Annotated in this window: 21 protein-coding genes; 13 read left to right on the forward strand and 8 right to left on the reverse strand. The window is 67.4% G+C overall.

The features are described 5' to 3' along the window. Positions 1 to 92: 92 nt before the first annotated feature. The gene (locus PKKP23_RS24095) at positions 93 to 965 is read left to right on the forward strand and encodes a LysR family transcriptional regulator (protein ID WP_126878720.1); all 873 of its coding nucleotides are present in this window, start codon (positions 93 to 95) and stop codon (positions 963 to 965) included. Positions 966 to 1,026: 61 nt separating this feature from the next. Here PKKP23_RS24095 and PKKP23_RS24100 read toward each other — a convergent pair whose 3' ends face one another. Beyond that, a complete protein-coding gene (locus PKKP23_RS24100; protein ID WP_126878721.1) occupies positions 1,027 to 1,908 on the reverse strand; it encodes an MOSC domain-containing protein in 882 nt (293 codons plus the stop codon). A gap of 277 nt (positions 1,909 to 2,185) precedes the next feature. On the opposite strand from PKKP23_RS24100, the gene PKKP23_RS24105 reads away from it, so the two are divergent. After that, a complete protein-coding gene (locus tag PKKP23_RS24105; RefSeq protein WP_017775282.1) occupies positions 2,186 to 2,374 on the forward strand; it encodes a hypothetical protein in 189 nt (62 codons plus the stop codon). Positions 2,375 to 2,567: 193 nt separating this feature from the next. Here the strand turns inward: PKKP23_RS24105 and PKKP23_RS24110 are convergent, their stop codons facing one another. Beyond that, the gene (locus PKKP23_RS24110) at positions 2,568 to 3,482 is read right to left on the reverse strand and encodes a LysR family transcriptional regulator (RefSeq protein ID WP_017775281.1); all 915 of its coding nucleotides are present in this window, start codon (positions 3,480 to 3,482) and stop codon (positions 2,568 to 2,570) included. Positions 3,483 to 3,654: 172 nt separating this feature from the next. Here PKKP23_RS24110 and speB point away from each other — a divergent pair, with 172 nt between their 5' ends. Together speB and PKKP23_RS24120 are read left to right on the forward strand one after the other, a co-directional pair. Then, on the forward strand, positions 3,655 to 4,608 hold the full coding sequence (gene speB / locus PKKP23_RS24115) for an agmatinase (RefSeq protein ID WP_126878722.1): 954 nt from the start codon (positions 3,655 to 3,657) through the stop codon (positions 4,606 to 4,608). A gap of 207 nt (positions 4,609 to 4,815) precedes the next feature. Further along, on the forward strand, positions 4,816 to 5,571 hold the full coding sequence (locus tag PKKP23_RS24120) for a COG4705 family protein (protein ID WP_017775279.1): 756 nt from the start codon (positions 4,816 to 4,818) through the stop codon (positions 5,569 to 5,571). Between the two features lie 167 nt (positions 5,572 to 5,738). On the opposite strand, the gene PKKP23_RS24125 is transcribed toward PKKP23_RS24120, so the two are convergent. Continuing rightward, positions 5,739 to 6,623, reverse strand: coding sequence for a manganese catalase family protein (locus tag PKKP23_RS24125; RefSeq protein WP_126878723.1), 885 nt, complete (start codon positions 6,621 to 6,623; stop codon positions 5,739 to 5,741). 113 nt (positions 6,624 to 6,736) lie between these two features. Between PKKP23_RS24125 and PKKP23_RS24130 the strand changes: the two genes are divergently transcribed. Further along, positions 6,737 to 7,615 (forward strand): DUF2306 domain-containing protein, encoded by an 879-nt coding sequence (locus PKKP23_RS24130; protein ID WP_126878724.1) that lies wholly within the window; start codon positions 6,737 to 6,739, stop codon positions 7,613 to 7,615. Between the two features lie 127 nt (positions 7,616 to 7,742). On the opposite strand, the gene PKKP23_RS24135 is transcribed toward PKKP23_RS24130, so the two are convergent. Next, a complete protein-coding gene (locus PKKP23_RS24135; protein ID WP_017775276.1) occupies positions 7,743 to 7,931 on the reverse strand; it encodes a CsbD family protein in 189 nt (62 codons plus the stop codon). Between the two features lie 311 nt (positions 7,932 to 8,242). Between PKKP23_RS24135 and PKKP23_RS24140 the strand changes: the two genes are divergently transcribed. Next, positions 8,243 to 8,659, forward strand: coding sequence for a response regulator (locus PKKP23_RS24140; RefSeq protein WP_126878725.1), 417 nt, complete (start codon positions 8,243 to 8,245; stop codon positions 8,657 to 8,659). Between the two features lie 73 nt (positions 8,660 to 8,732). On the opposite strand, the gene PKKP23_RS24145 is transcribed toward PKKP23_RS24140, so the two are convergent. Both PKKP23_RS24145 and PKKP23_RS24150 read right to left on the reverse strand, forming a co-directional pair. Further along, a complete protein-coding gene (locus PKKP23_RS24145; protein WP_017775274.1) occupies positions 8,733 to 9,308 on the reverse strand; it encodes a flavin reductase family protein in 576 nt (191 codons plus the stop codon). Positions 9,309 to 9,345: 37 nt separating this feature from the next. Beyond that, entirely contained in the window at positions 9,346 to 10,254 is a 909-nt protein-coding gene (locus tag PKKP23_RS24150) for a LysR family transcriptional regulator (RefSeq protein ID WP_126878726.1), read from the reverse strand. 131 nt (positions 10,255 to 10,385) lie between these two features. Between PKKP23_RS24150 and PKKP23_RS24155 the strand changes: the two genes are divergently transcribed. Both PKKP23_RS24155 and PKKP23_RS24160 read left to right on the forward strand, forming a co-directional pair. Beyond that, positions 10,386 to 11,039, forward strand: coding sequence for a glutathione S-transferase family protein (locus PKKP23_RS24155; RefSeq protein ID WP_126878727.1), 654 nt, complete (start codon positions 10,386 to 10,388; stop codon positions 11,037 to 11,039). Positions 11,040 to 11,206: 167 nt separating this feature from the next. Continuing rightward, on the forward strand, positions 11,207 to 12,232 hold the full coding sequence (locus PKKP23_RS24160; protein WP_420873247.1) for a pyridoxamine 5'-phosphate oxidase family protein: 1,026 nt from the start codon (positions 11,207 to 11,209) through the stop codon (positions 12,230 to 12,232). On the opposite strand, the gene PKKP23_RS24165 is transcribed toward PKKP23_RS24160, so the two are convergent. Continuing rightward, entirely contained in the window at positions 12,177 to 13,157 is a 981-nt protein-coding gene (locus tag PKKP23_RS24165; RefSeq protein WP_126878729.1) for a LysR family transcriptional regulator, read from the reverse strand. The two genes, PKKP23_RS24160 and PKKP23_RS24165, sit on opposite strands and share 56 nt — an antisense overlap. A 139-nt stretch (positions 13,158 to 13,296) precedes the next feature. On the opposite strand from PKKP23_RS24165, the gene PKKP23_RS24170 reads away from it, so the two are divergent. Further along, entirely contained in the window at positions 13,297 to 14,172 is an 876-nt protein-coding gene (locus PKKP23_RS24170; protein ID WP_126878730.1) for an aldo/keto reductase family oxidoreductase, read from the forward strand. A gap of 241 nt (positions 14,173 to 14,413) precedes the next feature. On the opposite strand, the gene PKKP23_RS24175 is transcribed toward PKKP23_RS24170, so the two are convergent. After that, the gene (locus tag PKKP23_RS24175; protein WP_126878731.1) at positions 14,414 to 15,334 is read right to left on the reverse strand and encodes a LysR family transcriptional regulator; all 921 of its coding nucleotides are present in this window, start codon (positions 15,332 to 15,334) and stop codon (positions 14,414 to 14,416) included. 157 nt (positions 15,335 to 15,491) lie between these two features. Here PKKP23_RS24175 and PKKP23_RS24180 point away from each other — a divergent pair, with 157 nt between their 5' ends. From PKKP23_RS24180 to PKKP23_RS24195, 4 genes are all read left to right on the forward strand, one after another. After that, a complete protein-coding gene (locus PKKP23_RS24180; RefSeq protein ID WP_126878732.1) occupies positions 15,492 to 16,745 on the forward strand; it encodes an MFS transporter in 1,254 nt (417 codons plus the stop codon). Between the two features lie 127 nt (positions 16,746 to 16,872). Further along, positions 16,873 to 18,258, forward strand: a complete 1,386-nt coding sequence (locus PKKP23_RS24185; RefSeq protein WP_126878733.1) for a cytochrome c — start codon at positions 16,873 to 16,875, stop codon at positions 18,256 to 18,258. Continuing rightward, positions 18,255 to 18,749: a (2Fe-2S)-binding protein gene (locus tag PKKP23_RS24190; RefSeq protein ID WP_126878734.1), complete on the forward strand. Its 495-nt coding sequence runs from the start codon at positions 18,255 to 18,257 to the stop codon at positions 18,747 to 18,749. The genes PKKP23_RS24185 and PKKP23_RS24190 overlap by 4 nt, the downstream gene beginning before the upstream one ends. A gap of 16 nt (positions 18,750 to 18,765) precedes the next feature. After that, positions 18,766 to 21,048: a xanthine dehydrogenase family protein molybdopterin-binding subunit gene (locus tag PKKP23_RS24195; RefSeq protein WP_126878735.1), complete on the forward strand. Its 2,283-nt coding sequence runs from the start codon at positions 18,766 to 18,768 to the stop codon at positions 21,046 to 21,048. The last annotated feature ends 37 nt before the right edge of the window (positions 21,049 to 21,085 follow it).

A 21,085-nucleotide genomic window follows, 5' to 3' on the forward strand; every position in this document is an offset into this window, starting at 1 on the left:
CTGCCGGAACAGCACTATCGGCCCGTTGCGGGCAGTCCACAATCGACGATAATTGCCGCCACGCAAAAGAAAATCTATCGGCTTCGGCGACCATGCGTCTTCATCTTCCCCTCAACGCACTGCGGGCATTCGAGTCGTCGGCGCGGCATCTGAGCTTCACGCGCGCGGCGCAGGAACTCAACGTCACGCAAGCCGCCGTGAGCCAGCAGGTGCGCACGCTCGAAGCGCGGCTCGGCTGCGCGCTCTTCAAGCGCCTGCCGCGCGGCCTTGCCATCACCGACGAAGGGCTCGCCCTGCTGCCCGTGCTCAGCGAATCGTTCGGGCGCATCGAGACCGTGCTCAAGCAGTTCGAAGGCGGACGGCGCCGCCAGGTGCTCACGGTAGGCGCCGTGGGCACATTCGCAGTGGGCTGGCTGATTCCGCGGCTGCGGCAGTTTCGCGAAACGCATCCGTTCGTGGAACTGCGCCTCCTCACGCACAACAACCTCGTGGACCTCGCGGCTGAAGGGCTCGACTTCGCAGTGCGCTTCGGCGACGGCGGCTGGCCCGCCACCCACAACACGCTGCTGCTCGATGCCCCGCTCGCGGTGCTCTGCGCACCGGCTATCGCGAGACGCCTCAAGAAGCCCGCCGATCTCGCCAACGAAACGCTGCTGCGTTCGTATCGCATCGACGAATGGCCGAACTGGTTCGCGGCGGCCGGCATGACGCCCCTCGCCGCCACAGGGCCGGTATTCGATTCGTCGCGGCTGATGGCGGAAGCAGCCGTTCAGGGCGCGGGCGTGGCGCTCGCGCCGCCGCGCATGTTCGTGCACGAACTGCAGACGGGCACGCTCGCCCGCGTGTTCGAGGCGGAATTGCGTGCGGGCGCCTACTGGCTCACGTGGCTGAAGTCGCGCCGCCTGTCGCCCGCGATGCAGTTGTTTCGCGACTGGATCTTGCAGGAAGCGGCGGCTACGGCGTGATGTTCGGCAAGCGTGGGCGCCGCTATCAACGCCTCATGCACGCTTGCCCGAGGGCCGGCGCTCAGGCGTCGAAGCCCAATTCGGCATTCACGGTCATGCCCACTTCGAGCCAGGTCCCGCTGCCGGCCACCACGATGCCGTTGTTGCCGAACGTGAGCGCGCCGTCGAAACGCGGGTTCGCACGATAGGCCTGCATCGTGTCGAGCGGCTCGTGCGGCCACGCCGGGTCAGGTGCGCCGGTCTGCTGGTCGATGGTGGGCATCGGGCAGCGCGTGCAGAGCTTCACGAGCCGCACATCCACGGGCACGCCGTTCGCGTCGATCTCGATGCGCTCCACGTAGTCTTCTTCGTAGGGGTCGAGCCCTGTCACCACGATATTGGGACGAAAGCGGTTCACGGGCACGGGCGGCGCGCCCCTCGCCGCGAGCCGCGCATTGAGATCGTCCAGCGACGCCTGGCCCAGTACGAGCAGCGGATAGCCGTCGGCGAATTGCGTCGTTGAAACGAATTCGCCGGTCCACTTGCGGCTCACCTCGCGGCGCGCCGAGGGCGCGAAGCGCACGAGGCGCACGGGAAAGCCCAGGAAGTCGCTGAACCACGCGGCGGTTTCGGCGCCGGTGTCGAGCGCTTCGACCGTGTCCTTCCATACCGTGGCTGCCACGGTGGGTGCGCCGGCAAGAGAGTCGAGAAGCGCGTGGGCAGCGAGCGGCGTGGTGAGCGGGGCGCGGCCCGGCGCGCTGATCGTCAGCACGCCGTCGCCGAGGGCAGGCTTCACGAGCGCGAGCCGCGGATGAACGCGCTGCGTGAGCATCGCGCCTGCGGCATCGACGAGCATCCAGTTGCGGTCGTAATCGAAGCCGGTTTCGCCGAGGCGGACACGGGCAGGCGCAATGCCTGCGCACGACTTGATCGGATAGACGAACAGTTCGCTGATGATCGGCATGGGGACAAAGCAGCCAGAAGGTGGGGCGAGCCGCAAACATAGCACAGGGCATGCGGCGGGCATGCGCGGTCCCGTGCCGCGTGCCGGGCCGTGCCGAAGCTTGCCGCCTTGCCGCATCCGCAGGCTCAGTCCTATATTGAAAAGATCGACATGCCGGTGCGCACGCACGAGGTGCCGCGCACCGGCGCATCACTGCACATGTCCAAGCCGAAGGGGGCAGATCGTGAGGACCACGACAGACGTGCTCAGGACCGGACGACGCGAAACGATACGACACGTGGCTTACAGCCTGGCCGACAGCGGACGCTATGCCGACTGGCAGGCCATCGAGGGCATTCTGTGCACCCGCTACGGGCTGCTCGAAACTCGCCGGCTGCTGGCAGACCGCTTCATCCGGTCGGAACTGAACCGGCGCTGCACGGCGGCGGCGCGCGGCCGGGGCAGCCGGGAGGGATTGAACGGGTAGGCGCAAGGCTGGCCCGTTCGCGTGGATTGCGAGGCGTGGGATGGCGCGCGACGAACGCCCCTTCCGGAATTCGCGCGCAAAGAGACCGTTTTATGCGGCATGGATAAGGATGAGCGTTGCCCCCTGTAGTGCCCATGTGCCCATGTGCCCATGTGCCCACGTGCCCACGTGCCCACGTGCCCCTCTGCCCCTGTCACGTTGGCGTTGGCGTCCCTCCATGCGCCCGCCGCATGTCTTCGAGAAAGGCCTCGACAATCGGCCCCCGGCGGCTGCGCTGTTGCGTCACCATGTGGAACGTTACGTCGTAGCGTAGCTTCGCGGGGTTCAGCGCCGCGAGCAGCCCCTGCTTCACATACGGCGCCGCGAAATGCTGGGGCAGATATCCCAGGTGGTGGCCCGAAAGAATCAGCAGCGCGACGGCCTCCATGTTGTCCGCCTGAGCGGTCACCTTCGCGGGCGTCGTGGAAAGCTGCACCTCGGGCAGCGGATACGTACGCCACGCCCATTCGAAGTCCGCGGCCTTCGCCGGATCGACGCGCCCCGCCTGCCGATACAGCGGGTGGCCGCGCCCGCAGTACGCCACCTGCCGCTCTTCGAACAGCGGCGTGTAGTCGAGCGTGGGCACGCGGTGCCAGAAATAGCCGATGGCGATGTCCACGTCGCCCGCCAGCAACCGCTCTTCGAGTTCGCCCGGCGGCCGCACCGAAATCGAGAAACGCACCGCTTCGTCGCGCCGCCTGAAGAGCGCAATCGCTTCGCTGATACGCGCGTTATGGCTCACGGGCGTATGTCCGATCAGGCCGATGTGGAGCGCGCCCACGAGCTGCTTGTCCATGTGGCGCGCCTCGCTGCTGAATTCGTCCACGGCCGCGTAGAGCTTCTTTGCTAGCGCGTAGAAGCGCTCGCCCTTCGTCGTGAGCCGAAAGCCGCCGCGGCCGCGCTCGCAGAGCCGAAAGCCGAGCCGCGTCTCCAGGGTGGAAAGCTGCGTGCTGATGGTGGGCTGGCTCACGTTGAGCGTGGACTGCGCAACGCTCACGCCGCCGGCGTCCGCCACGGCGACGAACACGCGTATCAGGCGCAGGTCGAGATCGGTCAGCGCGCCGAGCATGTCAACTCCAGGGCGCCTGTAGATACATATGAATTCATCAATGTGAACGTTGCAAATTAGCGATTCAAGTTTCGATTCTGGCGCGACAAACTACTGCTGCAAAGGGTCATGAGCATGATAGGCCACAACAGATGAATATCGAAAACCCACCCGCAAACCACGAGGAACGGCGATGAGCGACGAATACTTCCAGCCCATGAGCGGCAACGCGATGCCCCGCTTCGGCGGCATCGCCACGATGATGCGTCTGCCGCACGCGCCAAGCGCCGAAGGGCTCGACGCCTGTTTTGTCGGCGTGCCGTTCGATCTGGGCACGTCGAACCGCACGGGCGCGCGCTTCGGGCCGCGCCAGATTCGCAGCGAATCGGTGCTGCTGCGGCCTTACAACATGGCGACGCGCGCAGCGCCGTTCGACTCGCTGCGCGTGGCGGATATCGGCGACGTGGCGACCAATCCCTACAACCTGCATGACTCCATCGCCCGCATCGAAGCGGCCTACGACGCGATCCTCGCCCACGGTTGCCGGCCCATTTCGCTGGGCGGCGACCACACCATCGCGCTGCCCATCCTGCGCGCCATGCATCGCAAGCACGGCCGCGTCGGCCTGATTCACGTCGATGCGCACGCCGACGTCAACGACACCATGTTCGGCGAGAAGATCGCCCACGGCACGCCGTTTCGCCGCGCGGTGGAAGAAGGGCTGCTCGACTGCGAGCGCGTGGTGCAGATCGGCCTGCGCGGCACGGGCTACGCGGCCGAAGACTTCGACTGGTGCCGCGAGCAGGGCTTTCGCGTCGTGCAGGCCGAAGAATGCTGGAACCGCTCGCTGAGCCCGCTCATGGACGAGGTGCGCGAACGCGTGGGCGGCGGGCCCGTGTACATCAGCTTCGACATCGACGGCATCGACCCAGCCTACGCGCCGGGCACGGGCACGCCCGAGATCGCGGGGCTCACGGTGCCGCAGGCGCTGGAGATCGTACGCGGCGCGTGGGGGCTCGATATCGTCGGCGCGGATCTCGTGGAAGTGGCGCCGCCCTACGATCCGTTCGGCACCACGGCGCTGCTGGGTGCAAACCTTGCATACGAACTGCTGTGCGTGTTGCCGGGAGTCGCACGACGCGCCTGATCCACATGATCCACGCGTGATGGGGCGCAATGGAGCGCACGAGCCCCGAGGCGCAAATGAGGAAGCGAAGGCCGCACGATGCGGCCTTCGTCGTTTCCGGGTCCCCAACGTCGCCGTGCCTAAGACTCTCTTAAGCGCCTGCGGATACTCTGGAGCTCGCCTGCACTCACAGCACTATCCCAAACACGAGGAAACAAGGAACCGCGCATGACGAAACAACCGCTCGCCATTACCAAAGTGCCCGAGGTCACACTCGGCTTCTGGATCGTAAAAATTGCCGCCACCACGCTGGGCGAAACAGGCGGCGACGCCGTCTCGATGTCGATGAATCTCGGCTATCTGATCGGCACCGCCATCTTCGCGGTCATCTTCATTGCCGCCGTCACCGCGCAGGTTCGCGCGAAACAGTTTCATCCCCCGCTCTACTGGCTCACGATCATCGCGACCACCACCGTCGGTACGACGCTCGCCGACTTCGCGGACCGCTCGCTCGGCATCGGCTACGCGGGCGGCAGTTCGATCCTGTTCGCGCTGGTGTTGATTTCGCTGCTCGCGTGGTATCGCACAACGGGCTCGGTGTCGGTCAGCACGGTGTCGTCACCGAAGGCCGAGGTGTTCTACTGGGTCACCATCATGTTTTCGCAGACGCTCGGCACCGCACTCGGCGACTGGACCGCGGACTCGGCGGGCTTCGGCTACAGCGGCGCAGCCGTTCTGTTCGGCGGCCTGCTGCTCGTGCTCGCCATTGCGCACTACTGGACCCGCATCTCGAAGACGCTGCTGTTCTGGTGCGCCTTCATTCTCACGCGACCGCTCGGCGCCGTAGTGGGCGACTTTCTCGACAAGCCCGTCGATCACGGCGGGCTTGCACTGAGCCGCTATACGGCGTCGCTTGCGCTGGTGCTCTTCATCGCCGCGTGGATGGCATTCTTCAGGCAGCGGCCGGCCACTGCCGCGCATTGAAGCAACCGGGCGGTGTACGACACCTGCCCGGTCCGTTCGTCTCCATCACGCCGGCCGCGTTTGCAGCTTTTGGCCGGCAGCTTTTGGCCGGCAGCCTTTTCCCCGGCAGCTTTTTCAATCGCGCGGCACGGCGCTTACAACGCCGCAAACACAGCATCCGATGCGGCCTACTTCTCCTCGCCCTCGATGCCCGTCATGCCGAGTTCGGCACCGGTCTCGGGGTCGGAGGCGGTGTCCGATGCAAGACGCTGCTTCATCGCCTCCACGGCCGCCACCTCCTTGCCGTCGAGTTTCCCGCTCGCCAGTCCGTCGCCGCCACCCACCGCGACCTGCGGCTCGGGCACGAGTTCGAGCCCGCGGCCCTGGTTCCACGGGCCGGGCACCGGCGGCTCGCCCACCTGCATCCTGAAGTACTGGCTCGCGTACTCCTTGACCGGCGGTAGCTTGCCCGGCGGAAAGTTCGGGCTGATCGAATACAGCGCCTTCTCGAACGACTTCTGGTGCGAGACCTCGCGCGTCATGAGAAAGCCGAGCGCCTCGCGCACGCCCGGGTCGTCGCTCACGTTGATGAGCCGCTCGTAGATGATCTTCGCGCGTGCCTCCGCCGCGATGTTCGAGCGCAGGTCCGCCGTGGGCTCGCCGATGGTGTCGATATACGCGGCGTTCCACGGCACGCCCGCGGAGTTCGTGAGCGGCGTGCCCGCGCCGTACAGCACCTGCGTGACGTGGCTGTCGTTGCCCGCGCCGTTGAGCTTGCGGTACAGCTCGGCCTGGGCGTCCACGGCTTCGGCCAGTTCGCCCTTCGCGCCGCGGTTCAGCATCGCCACGATGGAGCCGATGATTTCGAGGTGGCTCAACTCTTCCGTTGCGATGTCGAACAGCATGTCCTTGCGGCCGGGGTCCTCTTCGGTGATGGCCTGCGTGAAGTAGCGCATGGCCGCGGCGAGTTCGCCTTGTGGACCGCCGAACTGCTCGAGCAGCAGATTCGCAAGCCCGGGATCGCATTCCCCGACCCGCACGGTGTACTGCAGACGCTTGTTGTGGACGAACATGACACTCCCCCTTGGTGAGCGATTGAACGAGCCATCAGCACCGCATCGAACATTCCCGGCGACGCCTGCGCGCCGCGCTGCGACCTCGCCTGCGCGTTCCTATAATCGGGCGCATGAAACCCGACCTGCCGCTGTCTTCGCCCGCCGCGCAGCCGCCGCTGGGCCCGCTCGATGTTTCCGGTTCGCTGCGTTCATCGCCTGCGCTTCGTTACGGATGGCGCGCGCTCGTTGCCGTCACGTGGGCGAGCATGGCGATCTTCGGCGTCTACATTGCGGTTTATTACGGCGGCGCGATTCCCGCGGGCGAACCTCGCGACTGGAACGCGGTACTGCCGCGCCTCTACGTGCCCGGCGAGCGTTGGGGCAGCGTGGCGATTGGGGCGCACTTCCTCGCGGGGTCGATGCTGCTCGCCATGGGGCCGGCGCAATTGATCACGGGCCCGCGCGGCACGACGCCCAGGCTGCATCGCTGGATGGGGCGCGTCTACGTTGCGGCGGCGGCCATCGCGGGCCTGGGCGGCACGCTCTACATCGCCTTGCGCGGCACCGTGGGCGGCACGCCGATGAACATCGGCTTCGGCCTCTATGGCGCGCTCATGGTGGTGGCCGCCGTGGAAACGTTCAGGCATGCAAGAGCCCGGCAGCTTGCACGGCATCGCGCGTGGGCCATCCGGCTCGTCGCACTCGCGGTGGGCTCGTGGCTGTATCGAATGGATTACGGCCTCTGGCTGAAACTGGCACACGGCATCGGCCATCACTCGCGCACCTTCGATGGCCCCTTCGACGCCTTCATGGCGTTCTTCTTCTACGTGCCGAACCTCGCCGTGGCCGAAGCGCTGATTCGCGCAGGGAACACGCCGCCGTCGCGGCGCACGCGGCGCGTGCTGACGCCGCTCGTGATCGTGGCCGCGGCGCTCATTGCGCTTGCCACGTGGCTATTCACGGCGTCGTATTGGGCGCCGCATATCGTGGCACGCATCGCGGCGTTGTGAGGGACGTCAAGCAGACGCAAGGCAGAGGTAAAGCGGGCGCAAAGCGCAAGGCAAGGTTTGCACGCAAGCGCTCCAGCACGGTCGGGACGGCCGGCGCTGCGCGCCGTGCCGTCCCGCCGCAGACACATCAGTGACGGCGCGAAGCGTCGTCCTTGATGGCTTCCTTCATGTCGCCAATATCCTTGCGCGCCTGGCCGGCGCCCTGCTGAAGATCGCCCTTGAGCTCGCGGCCCGGGTTGTCGGTGGCCTTGCCCACCTCTTCGTTGACCTTGCCCTTCACCTTTTCGGCTACGCCCTTCACCTGGTCTTTGTTCATCTGGGTTCTCCCATAGGACTGCGACAACCTTGTCGCCCCGGTGAAATAGCAGCCGGCGTGCCTGCCGAGGCCATGCCCACCATGCGGCAAGGCCGCAAGCATCCGCGCGGCGCACCATGAAAGAAACGCCACCACCGTGCAAACAGGAGCGGCGAGCGGACGCCATCGGCGGCCGCGGAAAACGCCTGCACGCACCCACAGCACAAGACAAACGTCAGGCCCGCGAGGGGCAGGCACGGCAATCGCTACGCCACTTAACGGCGGCGGCACCGCGGTTGCAACGGTGACACCGCCCAGGAATGGAAAGGCTTATGACTACGCTGCTGCTTGTAGACGACGACCGGAATTTCCTGCGCGCGCTGCGGCTCGTGTTCGAGATCGACGGGTACCGCGTGCTCACCGCGCACGACGGTGTCGACGCAATGGCGCTCGCCGCCGCGCAACGGCCGGACGCCATCGTCACGGACCTGATGATGCCGGGCGTCGACGGGCTGGAGCTGTGCCGCCGTCTGAAAGTCGAGTGGCCCACGCTGCGCATTCCCGTCGTCATGCTGACCGCCACCTTCCCGCTGCCCGCGCAGGGCGACTGGCCGTGGGACGTGCTGCTCAGCAAGCCGGTGTCGGCGGCGCTGCTACGGCGCGTGGTGGATTCGCTGCTGGGCGGCAGGACAGCCACACCGCAGGCGCATGGCCACAGGCCGCCGACGCGTGGCTTGATGGAGCGGTAAGCCGGGCGTCAGAGCACGCCGCTACGCCAACACAACCATCAATGCGCGAGGCCGAGGCCCCGCCGCCCATGCCTCACAACGGCTTTGCTCTCACCTGATTCGATACCGGCACGAAGATGCCCGCGCCCAGGTGGTGGATGGTGTGCAGCCCGGCGTTCGATCCGTCGAAGCTCCAATGGCCGTTCGCAAACACGCGGCTGTCCGCGGCGGCGGCAACCACTTCGCCAAAGCAGGTGTCGTAGGCGTCTTCGGTATGCGGCTCGCGAATCAGGCGGCACTCCATCCAGGCCGCGCATCCCGCTTCGATCAACGGCAACCCCAGCACCGGGCCTTGCACGGTTTCGATGCCGTACTTCGCGAACTTGTCCCCCTCGCGCCCGCTCGACGAACCCACCGCATACGTGTGGTCGATGAAGGCGGCACCCGGCACGCAGATGCCGAAGGTGCCGCTCGCCATGGCGAGTTCGCGTGTGAAGGTGTGCTTGTCGATCACCACGGCGATGCGCGGCGGCGTGAACTCCACGGGCATCGACCAGGCCGCGGCCATCACGTTGCGGCGGCTGCCGTCGGCGCTCGTAACGAGCACCGTGGGACCGTGGTTGATGAGGCGGCTGGCGTGTTCGAGTGCAACGGGTTTGAAATGGCTCATGTCGGTCTGGGCGGAAGTGTATGTAGATGGGGTGAAGTCAGAACGGATGCCTTGGGCGGGTCTTGAGCGCATCGATCAAGGCCCGCACCTTGGGCGACGGATGGCTCGTGGAAGGATAAACGACGTGCACGCCCGCCGCCGGCGAGCGCCACGCGGGCAAGAGACGCACGAGGCGGCCCGCTTCGACGTCGGCGGCAATCGAAAAGTCTGTGAGGTAGCCGAAGCCCACGCCCGCGAGCGCGGCGGCGCGGGCGGCGGGCGCGGTGTCGGTGGTGAACGCGCGCTTGCAGCGCACGCTGCGCTTGTCGCCGCGCGCGTTCACGAGTTCCAGCGCCTGCGGACGGCCCGGCACGGGCCGCGCCACGTAGGGCCGGTCCGCGAGCGCCGCGGGCGTGCGCGGCTCGCCCCATGCCGCAATCCATTCGGGGCTCGCCACGAGCCAGCGCTCGTAGCCGTCCACCTTCGCCGCGCGGTAATTCGAATCGGCGAGGCGGCCCAGCCGCACCGCGACATCCACGTTTTCCGTCACAAGGTCGATGACGCGGTCGTTGCAGAGCAATTCGACATCGAGTTCGGGGTTCGCCGCGCGCAACGCCGCGAGCGCGGGCACCACCACGACCGACCCGTAGTCCACCGGCGCGCTCACGCGCAGCGTGCCGCGCAACGGCCCCGTGCCACCCGATACGGCCGCGAGCGCCTCGTTCGCGGTGCGCAGAATCGCCACGCTCGCTTCATAGAACGCGCGGCCGGCGTCGGTTACGTTCAGGCGCCGCGTGGTGCGCACCAGCAGGCTCGCGCCCACCTCGGCTTCCAGCCGCTGCATGTGCGTGCTGACCATCGTCTTCGCGAGACCCAGCCGCCCGGCCGCGGCCGTCAGGGAACCGGCCTCCACCACGGCGGCGAAGATCGCCAGCCGGTTCAGATTCACGTCGCGTACGTCGGCCATCGCTGATTGTCCACTCGGAAAGGATTATGTTTCCGCGATTATCCGTCTTCACCGGACGCGGCGCACGCCCTACGCTTCAGTCCACGCCCTTTCAGGTGCCCTCTCAACCCGACACCAGACGGAGACCTCGCATGTCGCCCACGCCCGCTACCTCGCGTCCGCGCCACCCCATTCGCCTTTACACGACGCGCCTGTCGGGCCACGGCCACCGCGTGCAGCTGTTTCTCACGATGCTCGATCTGCCGTTCGACGTGGTCGAGGTGAACATGAAGGCCGGCGACAACCGCCGCCCCGAGTTTCTCGCGCTCAATCCGTTCGGGCAGGTGCCCGTGATCGAAGACGGCGAAACCGTGCTGTTCGATTCGAACGCGATTCTCGTCTACCTCGCGAAGCGTTACGGCGACCCGTCGTGGCTGCCCGACGACCCGCAAGGCGCCGCGGCCGTGCAGCGCTGGCTCTCGCTGGCCGCGGGGCCCATCGCCTACGGTCCGTGCGCGGCGCGGCTCGTCACCGTGTTCGGCGCGCCGCTCGACCACGCATTCACTCAACGTGTCGCGGTGAAGCTCTTCGACGTAATCGAAGGCGAGTTCGCGAACAAGCGCTTTGCAGCGGGCGACACGCCGACCATCGCGGATGTCGCCGCCTACGCGTACATCGCCCACGCGCCGGAAGGCGGTATTTCACTCGATCCGTATCCGAACCTGCGGGCGTGGCTGCGCCGCATCGAAGCGTTGCCGCGCTTCGTGCCGATGCCGCAGACGAAGGCCGGGCTGCTCGCTGAATGAGTGGCCCGGCGAGTCGCTGAAAGAACGGGTGAATGCGTTGCCGGGTGAGGAGCCGGGTAAGCAGCAGAATGCGTCGCCAAATGAGTGGCCGAAGCGAGCGGCACACGCCCGGTGCCGCGCCGTCCGTGCAGCTTCAGCGTGCCATCGTGTCTCAGGAGAAGCCCATCATGTCCGACCTTTCGACGTTACCGCCGCCTCTTTCGCTTGACGAGCCGCGTGCCGACTGGCCGTTTCACGCCGGCGAACTCGAAGCCCAGGTGCGTGCGGGCGCAGGCAGCGGCGGTAATAGCGGCAATGGCGGCAATAGCGGCGGAACGCGCGGCATCCGCACCTACCTGCCGGAGCAGCATCGCGCGTTCTATGCGGAGCTGCCTTTCATGGTGCTGGGCGGGCTCGATGCCAACGGCCAGCCGTGGGCGACGCTGCGCGTGGGCGAGCCTGGCTTCGTCTTCTCGCCGGACCCCGAAACGCTGCGTATTGCGGGTCACGCGTTGCCCGGCGATCCGCTGGCCGATGCATGGAACGTGGGCGCGGCGCTGGGCGGCCTCGGCATCCAGTTCACGACGCGGCGGCGCAATCGCGTGAACGGTATCGTCACCGCTGCCGGCAACGGCACCTTCACGCTGCATGTGAGCCAGAGCTTCGGCAACTGCCCCAAATACATCCAGCGCCGCGAACCGCAGCCGCTGCCCCAGCCGCTGCAACGCGATGCATCCGCGCGTGCCGCGGCACCGCAGCGCGTCGCCACCGCGCTCGACGACGCCGACCGCGCGCTGATCGCGACCGCCGATACGTTTTTCATTGCCAGCGCCAACCTGGCCGACGACGCCGGACCGGCGCGCGGCGTGGACGTCTCGCATCGCGGCGGCCTGCCGGGCTTCGTGCGCGTGGACGACGCCCGCACGCTGACCGCGCCCGACTTCAAGGGCAACCGCTTCTTCAACACGCTCGGCAATCTGGTCAGCCAACCGCGCGCGGGGCTTCTTTTCATCGACTTCGAACGCGGCGATCTGCTCTATCTCGCCGTGCAGGCCGAGGTGATCTGGAGCGGCCCGGAACTCGATGCGTTCGCAGGCGCCGAGCGGCTGGTGCGGTTCCACATCGAAGAGGTGAGGCGCAGCGCGGCAGTGGTGCCGCTCAGGTGGTCGGCGGTGGAGTATGCAGCGCAGTTTGCGCAGCAGCGGTCAACATAGCCGGCCCCGCCGCCGCAGCCGCAGCCGCAGCAGCCTCGCCCCGCTTCAGAAAATCGATGAACGCCCGCAGCGGCGCAGGCACGTGGCGATGGCCCGGGTAGTACAGGAACGGCCCCGAAAACCGCTGCCACCACGGCGCCAGAATCGGCTCCAGCGCGCCGCTTTCCAGGTGGGGCCGCAGCATGTCCTCGAACAGGTGCACCACGCCGACGCCCGCGAGCGCCGTGCTCACCACGAGGTCCATCGCCGCCGCGGGCCGCACCACCAGCGTGCCGGGCGGGTCGAGCCGCACCACTTCCCCGTCGCGCTCGAAGGTCCACATGGCCATCGCGCCGCCCGCGAACTGGCCGCGCAGGCATACGTGGCCGAGCAGGTCGCGCGGATGCTCGGGGCGTCCGTGCAGATCGAGGTAAGCCGGCGTCGCGGCGGTCGCGAAACGCTCCACGCGCGGGCCGATGGGCACCGCGATCATGTCCTGTTCGAGCCGCTCGTCGTAGCGGATGCCGGCGTCGCAGCCCACCTCGAGCACGTCGACGAAGCCATCCTCCACCACCACTTCCACGCGGATGCCGGGATACGCCTGCAAGAACGGCGGAATCACGCCGGGCAACACGATGTGCGCGGCACTGGACGGCACGTTGAGCTTCAGCGTGCCGGCGGGCTTGTCGCGAAAGCCGTTCAGCACGTCGAGCGCGGCTTCCATCTCCGCGAAAAGCGGCGTGAGCTTTTCGATGAGGCGCTGGCCCGCCTCGGTGGGCGCCACGCTGCGCGTGGTGCGGTTGAGCAGGCGCAGACCCAGCTTCGTCTCGAGGCGCCGCACCGCCGCGCTGAGACTGGACGCCGACACGCCGCTCGCGCGCGCCGCGTCGCGAAAGCCGCCCGCGCGCGCGACGGCGACGAAGGCGGCCAGATCGTTCATTTCCATGCCGGGGGTGTCCTGAGAAGGCATTAACTGTGCATATTTTCGAACAACCTGTACACACTAGCCTGGATTATCGAACAACGCAGTTGCGCTCATACTGGCCCTCGCCTCCTGTCCCACCACCCCACCCGAGGAGAACGACATGGCTACCCTCCATTCCACTCGCACCTTCCAGCTTGGCGATCGCACCGTGAACCGCATGGGTTACGGCGCCATGCAGCTGGCCGGCCCCGGCGTGTTCGGACCGCCGAAAGACCGCGCCGCCTGCATCGCCGTGCTGCGCGAAGCCGTGGAAGCGGGCGTGAATCACATCGATACGAGCGACTTCTATGGCCCGCACGTCACCAACCAGATCATTCGCGAAGCGCTGCACCCGTACCCGGACAACCTCGTGATCGTGACCAAGGTAGGCGCCGTGCGCAACGCCGAGGGCGCCTGGCTGCCCGCGCAGGAACCCGCGCAGCTCGCCCAGGGCGTGCACGACAACCTGCGCAATCTGGGCCTCGACGTCATGGACGTCGTGAACCTGCGGGTCATGGGCGACGTTCATCGCCCTTCGGAAGGATCGATCGAAAAGCAGGTGACCGCGCTCGCGGAGCTTCAGCAGAAAGGGCTCGTGCGCCACATTGGCCTTAGCAACGCAACGGCCGCGCAGGTGGCCGAAGCGCAGCGCATCGCGCCGGTGGTGTGCGTGCAGAACCACTACAACGTGGTCCACCGCGACGACGACGCGCTCATCGACCACCTCGCCGCACAAGGCATCGCCTACGTGCCGTTCTTTCCGCTGGGCGGCTTTTCGCCGATCCAGTCGACGAAGCTCGCGGAGGTCGCCCACGCGCTGGACGCCACGCCGATGCAGGTCGCGCTCGCCTGGCTGCTGCACCGCGCACCCAACATCCTGCTGATTCCCGGCACGTCGTCGGTGGGGCATCTGCGCGAAAACCTGAAGGCTGCGGCGTTCGAATTGAGCAGCGACGTGCTGGCCGAGATGGACGCGATCGGCGCCGAGGGGCGCTGAGGGGCACTGAGGGGAGATAAGGCCGCGCGTGGCATGTCGTGTCCCATGCCGTGCACGCAATCGGAGCACGCAGCTTGCTTCGCCTCTCTTGAGCCCACGGATGCGCCGCATCCGCTCGATGTGATGGCCTTGGCTGTGCGGAGCCGGGACGACGGAAGATCGCCACGCGCGTTCCGCCCGCAGGTGTCCGGCACGTGCGCACGATCTGTGCCGCCAACAGGGCCGATCCGGCAGAACGCCGCTACGCGTCTTCGCGCAGCGCGAGCCGCGCTTCGAGGAACTGCAGCAACGCGCGCACCTTCGACGAATTGCGCCGGTTCGGCAGATACGCGGCGTAAGCCACCACCTCGCCGCTTTGCGGTGTGACGCGGTAGTCGTGAAAGAAACGCAGCAGGCGGCCGGCCGCGAGATCGTCGTTCACGAGCCAGTCGGGCAATAGCGCGAAACCCTGCCCCGCGTGCACGGCTTCGAGCAGCATGTCGAGGCTGTTCGACACCAGCCGCCCGCGCACCGGTACACGTTCCTCGCCGTCGTCGCGCGTGAAGGTCCACACCTGGCGCGCGCGATAACTGCCGCCGTAGGCAATGCGCACGCACTCGCGCCCGGCAAGTTCCGCGGGCGTTTGCGGCGCGCCCGCGCGCTCCACGTAAGCCGCGCTCGCCACCACGAAGCGCGGGTTCGCCGCGAGCGTTCTCGCGATCAAGCCAGGATCGTTCGACGGCAAGCCGATGCGTACCGCCACGTCGATACGTTCCAGCGCAAGGTCCACGAAGCGGTCGGACACCAGCACGTCGAGCGCCACGCGCGGGTAGGCGTCGAGGAACGCGGCCAGATGCGGCGCGAGCACCATGCGGTTGTACGTGGTGGGCACGGTGACGCGCAGCGCGCCCACGGGTTCGGCGCCGCTGTCCAGCACGCTCTCGTCGGCCTCGGCGAGTTCGTCGAGCAGCTTCGAGACTTGCGCCACGTAGGCCACCCCGGCGTCCGTGAGGCTCACGCGGCGCGGCGTACGCGTGAGCAGCGCGGTACCGAGCGACGCTTCGAGCGCATCCATGAGCCGCGTCACCGACGACGTGGCCACGCCAAGCCGCTGCGCGGCCTTGGCGAAGCCGCCGGCATCGGCCACTTCGAGCAGCGTAGTGAGGGCGAGCAGTTTGTCCATGCGGCGGATTATGCCAGCGCAGGCGCGGCCCACAGGCCGCCGTTGCGCTGTGCGCAATGCCGGGTTGCGCACCGTACGTATTCCGCGCGAGGGACCGGCCACCTATGCTTGGCGCGGTCGGTACCTATCGCTGGTACTCATCGTTCAAGGAGTCGTCATGTCCACGCCGTCACCTGCTCTGACCCACCCCGGCCAGGCCGCCGGACTCAGCCAGGGGCTCATCGCGCTGTTCGCTTTTAGTTGCGGCGCCATCGTCGCGAACCTCTACTACGCGCAGCCCATCACCGAACTGATCGGGCCGTCGCTGCACATGTCGGACGGCACGGCGAGCCTCATCGTCTCGCTCACGCAGATCGGCTACGCGCTCGGTCTCTTCTTCATCGTGCCGCTCGGCGACCTGCTCGAAAACCGCAAGCTCATGATCGCGACCGCCGTGGTCTCCATTGCGAGCCTCGCGGTGGCGTCGATGGTGCATTCGGCGGGCGCGTTCCTCGCGGTCTCGCTGCTGATCGGCTTCAGCTCGGTGGCCGTGCAGATCCTGATTCCGCTCGCCGCGCACCTCGCACCGGACCACTCGCGCGGGCGCGTGGTGGGCACCATCATGGGCGGGCTGCTGCTCGGCATTCTGCTGTCGCGACCGCTTTCCAGCATCGTGGCCGGGCACTTCGGCTGGCGTGTGGTGTTCGCGGGCGCCGCGGTCGTGATGACCATCGTCACCGCCGTGCTCGCGCTCACCATCGCGCCGCGCAAGCCCGATCATCGCGCTACGTACTTCGAGCTGATCGGCTCGCTGCTGCACCTCGTGCGCACGATGCCGGTGCTGCGCCATCGCGCGCTGTACCAGGCGCTCATGTTCGCGTCGTTCAGCCTGTTCTGGACCGCGGTGCCCATCGAACTCACGCGCCACTACGGGCTTTCGCAAACTGCCATCGGCGTGTTCGCGCTGGTGGGGGCAATCGGCGCGACGTCTGCGCCGGTAGCGGGCCGGCTAGCCGATGCGGGCCACTCGCTGCGCGCCACGCTCGTCGCCCTCGTGGCAGGGGCGCTGGCCTTTGCGCCGGCGCTGATTCATCCGGCCTGGGGTGTGCTCGGCCTTGTCGTGACCGGCATCGCGCTCGACTTCGCCGCGCAGATGAACATGGTGCTCGGCCAGCGCGAAATCTATGCGCTGCACGCAGCAAGCCGCAACCGGTTGAACGCGCTTTACATGACGAGCATCTTCGTGGGCGGCGCGACCGGCTCGGCGCTCGCCAGCGTGCTCTACGAACATGGCGGCTGGCCGCTCGTGGCGGGCGTGGCCATGACGTTCCCGGTTCTCGCGCTGCTGCATTTCCTCGCGGTGGGACGGCCGCATGTGCGCAATCAGGCGCGCCAGCCGAGCCAGGAGGGCCAGGCCACGCCGTCGGCGTGAGCATGCGTGTGACCAGTACGCGCTTCAGAACGATTAAGCCCCAGTTTCAGGCCTCGTCAGGACAAACAGGGCGGGTCTGACACAGACTAGGCGCCATCGTTGAACCCGCAAGCAGGCCAGGAGCGACATGAATCGCAGACGACTATGGATCGCCGCAGCCGGTCTCGCCATCGCGGCGTTCGCTGTAGCAGCCGGCATCCTGTACGAGCCCGCCATCAACCCCGTGCCGGTGCCCTCGCCCGCCGGCTTCGACCCGCAGCTCGTGCGCGAAGGCGCGCGCGTGGTGGCGCTGGGCGACTGCGTGGTGTGCCACACGTCGCAAGGCGGCCGGCCCTTTGCGGGCGGCCTGCCGCTCGCCACGCCGTTCGGCACGATCTACGCCACCAACATCACGCCCGACGCCGACACGGGCATCGGCAACTGGTCTGAAGCCGCATTCGCGCGCGCCTTGCGGCACGGCATTGCGCGCGACGGCCATCAGCTTTATCCCGCCTTTCCCTACGTCCATTTCACGCGCATGCCGGAGCACGACATCTCGGCGGCCTACGCGTATCTCATGAGCCGCGAGCCGGTTCGTGCGACCACGCCCGCGAACCAGCTGGTCTTCCCGCTCAACTTCCGGCCGCTCGTCGCGTTCTGGAACGTGCTGTTTTTAAGGCCTGGTCCACGCGAACCCGATGCTTCGCACGACGCCGTCTGGAATCGCGGCAAGCTGCTCGTGGACGGCCTCGGCCACTGCGCCTCGTGTCATTCGCCGCTCAACGCGATTGGCGGCGAAAAGGCGGACCGCGCGTTCGACGGCGGCATCGTGGACGGCTGGGAAGCCCCGCCGCTCAATGCGCTTTCCGAAGCGGTGCGGCCCTGGAGCGAGGCGCAACTGGTCGAATACCTGCGCACGGGGCGGGCCTCGGAACACGGCGCCGCGGCAGGCCCCATGCTGCCCGTGACGCGCGACCTCGCCCGTGTGCCGACCGAAGACGTGCAGGCCATTGCGACTTACCTCCTTTCGATCCAGAAGACGCCCGCCTCTACCGCCTCTACCGCCTCTACCGCCTCTACCGAGGCAACAGCCAACGCAAGAGCGAACGCAATGACGGACGCAACGGCGGACACAACCGCCGCGATCACGCCAGCCTCGTCGCATCCCACCACGCCCGCCGAACAACGCGGCGCCGTGCTCTTCAACGCGTCCTGCGCGCAATGCCACGGTCCGGCGTGGCCGATGCAGACCATCGGCGAGCGCCCCACCCTTGCGTTCAGCACCGCGGTGAACGCCGCGACCCCGCGCAACGCGATCCAGATGATGCTCAACGGCATCGCGTGGCACGGCGAAGACGCCATCAACTACATGCCCGCATTCAGCGGCCTCTACGACGACCGCCAGATCGCGGATCTCGCCGCCTACCTCCGCGGCGCGTATTCGGCGAAGCCAGCATGGCCCGCGTGGTCCGATGCCGCACCGCTCGTCGCCGACCTCAGGAAGACGCTCAAAACGGAGAACTCTGCACGATGATCTCCCTCACCGTGAACGGCGTGCAGCACACGCTCGACATCGATCCTTCCACGCCGCTGCTCTACGTATTGCGCAACGATCTGCATTTGCACGGCGCGAAGTTCGGCTGCGGCCTCGGGCAATGCGGCGCGTGCACCGTGATCGTGGATGGCGAAGCGACGTTCTCGTGCCTGCTGCCCGTGAGCGCCGTGGGCACGCGCCCCGTGCGCACCATCGAAAGCCTGGGCACGGCAACGCATCCGGGGCCGCTGCAAAAGGCGTTTATCGAGCACCAGGCCGCGCAGTGCGGCTACTGCATCGCGGGCATGATCGTGCGCGCCCAGGCGCTGCTGGAGCGCAACCCGCATCCCACCGAACAACAACTGCGCGAGCACATGGAGCCGAACCTCTGCCGCTGCGGCACGCACATGCGCATCCTCGCCGCCATTCGCGAGGTGGCCGGGCTGCCGGAGCCGAAGGCAGAAGCCGCCGCTGCGCACATCCCCACCTGAGAGCAAGGGCCGACCGATGAACCCTCAAGACGAATCCATCGACGAAGGCCGCCGCCGCTTCATGGTGTCGGGCGCGCTCGTCGTGACGTTCAGCCTCGTGCCGGGCGCCGAGGCGCTCGCCCAGCAGGTGATCGCTGACGAAGGCGCGGCCGTGCACGTGGCGAAGGAAACGCAGATGCTGGCGGGCAGCCTGAAGACCAACCCGCTGCTCGACGCGTGGATCAAGATCACGCCCGAAGGCAAGGTCACCGTGTTCACGGGCAAGGTGGAACTGGGCACCGGCGTGCGCACCGCGTTGCTTCAGGTGGCCGCCGAAGAACTGGACATGGCGCCCTCGCTCATCACGTTTCTCACGGCGGACACGGGCGCCTCGCCCGACGAAGGGCTCACCGCGGGCAGCCACACCATGGCGGATAGCGGCAGCGCGCTGCTGAACGCCTCGGCGCAGGTGCGCGGCCTGCTCGTGGAAGCCGCCGCGAAACGCTTCGGCGTGGCGAGCAGCGAACTCGTGACGCGCGACGCCGTGATCCACGCGCCGGACGGCCGCACCATGACGTACGGCGAAGCGGTGGGTTTCGTGGATCTGCATCGCAATGCGACGCCCACCTCGCCGCTCAAAGACCCGAAGACGTTCAACGTGATCGGCACGTCGCTGCCGCGGCTCGACATTCCGTCGAAGGTCACGGGCGGCGTGAGCTACGTGCAGGACATGCAGCTGCCCGGCATGCTGCACGCACGCGTCGTGATGCCGCCGACATACGACGCGAAACTCGTCGACACCAACGAGCAGGACGTGATGAAGCTGCCTGGCGTCGTGAAAGTGGTGCGCAACGGCAGCATGCTCGCCGTGGTCGCGAAGGGCGAGTGGCAGGCCGTGGTGGCGCAGCGCGCGCTCATGGCGGGCAGCAAGTGGTCGCCTGGCCGCGCCTTGCCCGACCCGGCCGCCGTGCATCGCGACCTCAAGACGCTTGCTACCCAGCAAATCAAGATCGCGGACCAGCACGCACCCACGTCGCCTGCCGTGAAGACGCTCAACGCGCGCTACGAAAAGCGCTACCTGCTGCATGGATCGATTGGTCCTTCGTGTTCGGTGGCGTTGTTCGACGCGGGCAAGCTCACGGTATGGACGCACTCGCAAGGCGTCTATCCACTGCGCGACGCGCTCGCCGAAATGCTGAGCCTGCCGAAAGAGAACGTGCGCTGCATCCACACCGAAGGCTCTGGCTGCTACGGCCACAACGGCGCCGACGACGTGGCCGCACACGCCGCGTTGATCGCCGCGGCGCTGCCGGGCGAGCCTATCCGCGTGCAATGGATGCGCGAGCAGGAGCACGTCTGGGACCACTTCACGCCCGCGATGGTGACGGAAGTGAGCGCGTCGCTGGATGCGAACGGGCAGATCGTGGACTGGCGCTACGCGCTCTGGAGCAGTTCGCACAACGAGCGCATCGTCAACGCGGGGCGCTTGCTGCCTGCGCGCATGCTCGACAAGCCCTTCGTTTCGGCACCTTCCGTGCCCATGCTGCAACCGGAGGGCGGCGGCGACCGCAACGCGATTCCGCTCTACGCACTGCCGAACCTGTACGTGATGAACAACTTCTCGCCGACCATGCCGCTGCAGACCTCGGCCATGCGCTCGCTGGGCGCGCATACGAACGTGTTCACCATCGAAAGCTTCATGGACGAACTCGCGCACGCCGCGAAGATCGACCCTGTGGAATTCCGCCTGCGGCATCTGGACGACCCGCGCGCGAAGGACGTGATCCGGCTCGCGGCGGAACGCTTCGGCTGGCAACGTGCGATGTCTTCGCCGCGCGCCCGTCATCACGGCGTGGGCTTCGGCTTCGCGAAGTACAAGAACCTGATGGCCTACGTGGCGATGGCCGTGGAAATATCGGTGGAACCCGAGACGGGCCAGGTGACGCTGGAGCGCGCCGAGGTGGCCGTGGACTCGGGGCAGATCGTGAATCCGGACGGCATCCGCAACCAGATTGAGGGCGGCGTGATCCAGTCCGCAAGCTGGACGCTGCACGAAGCACTGCGCTACGACACCGAACGCATTCGCAGCTTCGACTGGAGCAGCTATCCGATCCTGCGTTTTTCGTCGGTGCCTAAGCGCGTCGCCGTGCATCTGATCGACCGGCCCGGCACGCCGTTTCTGGGCGCCGCCGAAGCCGCGATGGGACCGACGGCGGGCGCACTCGCGAATGCGCTTTTCGACGCGACGGGTCTGCGCATTCGCGAGATGCCGCTGGCCGGCGACGCGCTACGGCGCCGGATGGAACAAACGCAAGCGTAAAGGCGCCCGGCGCCCCCGCGGCTTCACCACCTCATGC

This window comes from Paraburkholderia kururiensis JCM 10599 = LMG 19447, assembly GCF_003986935.1.
GTDB classification, from domain to species: Bacteria; Pseudomonadota; Gammaproteobacteria; order Burkholderiales; family Burkholderiaceae; genus Paraburkholderia; species Paraburkholderia kururiensis.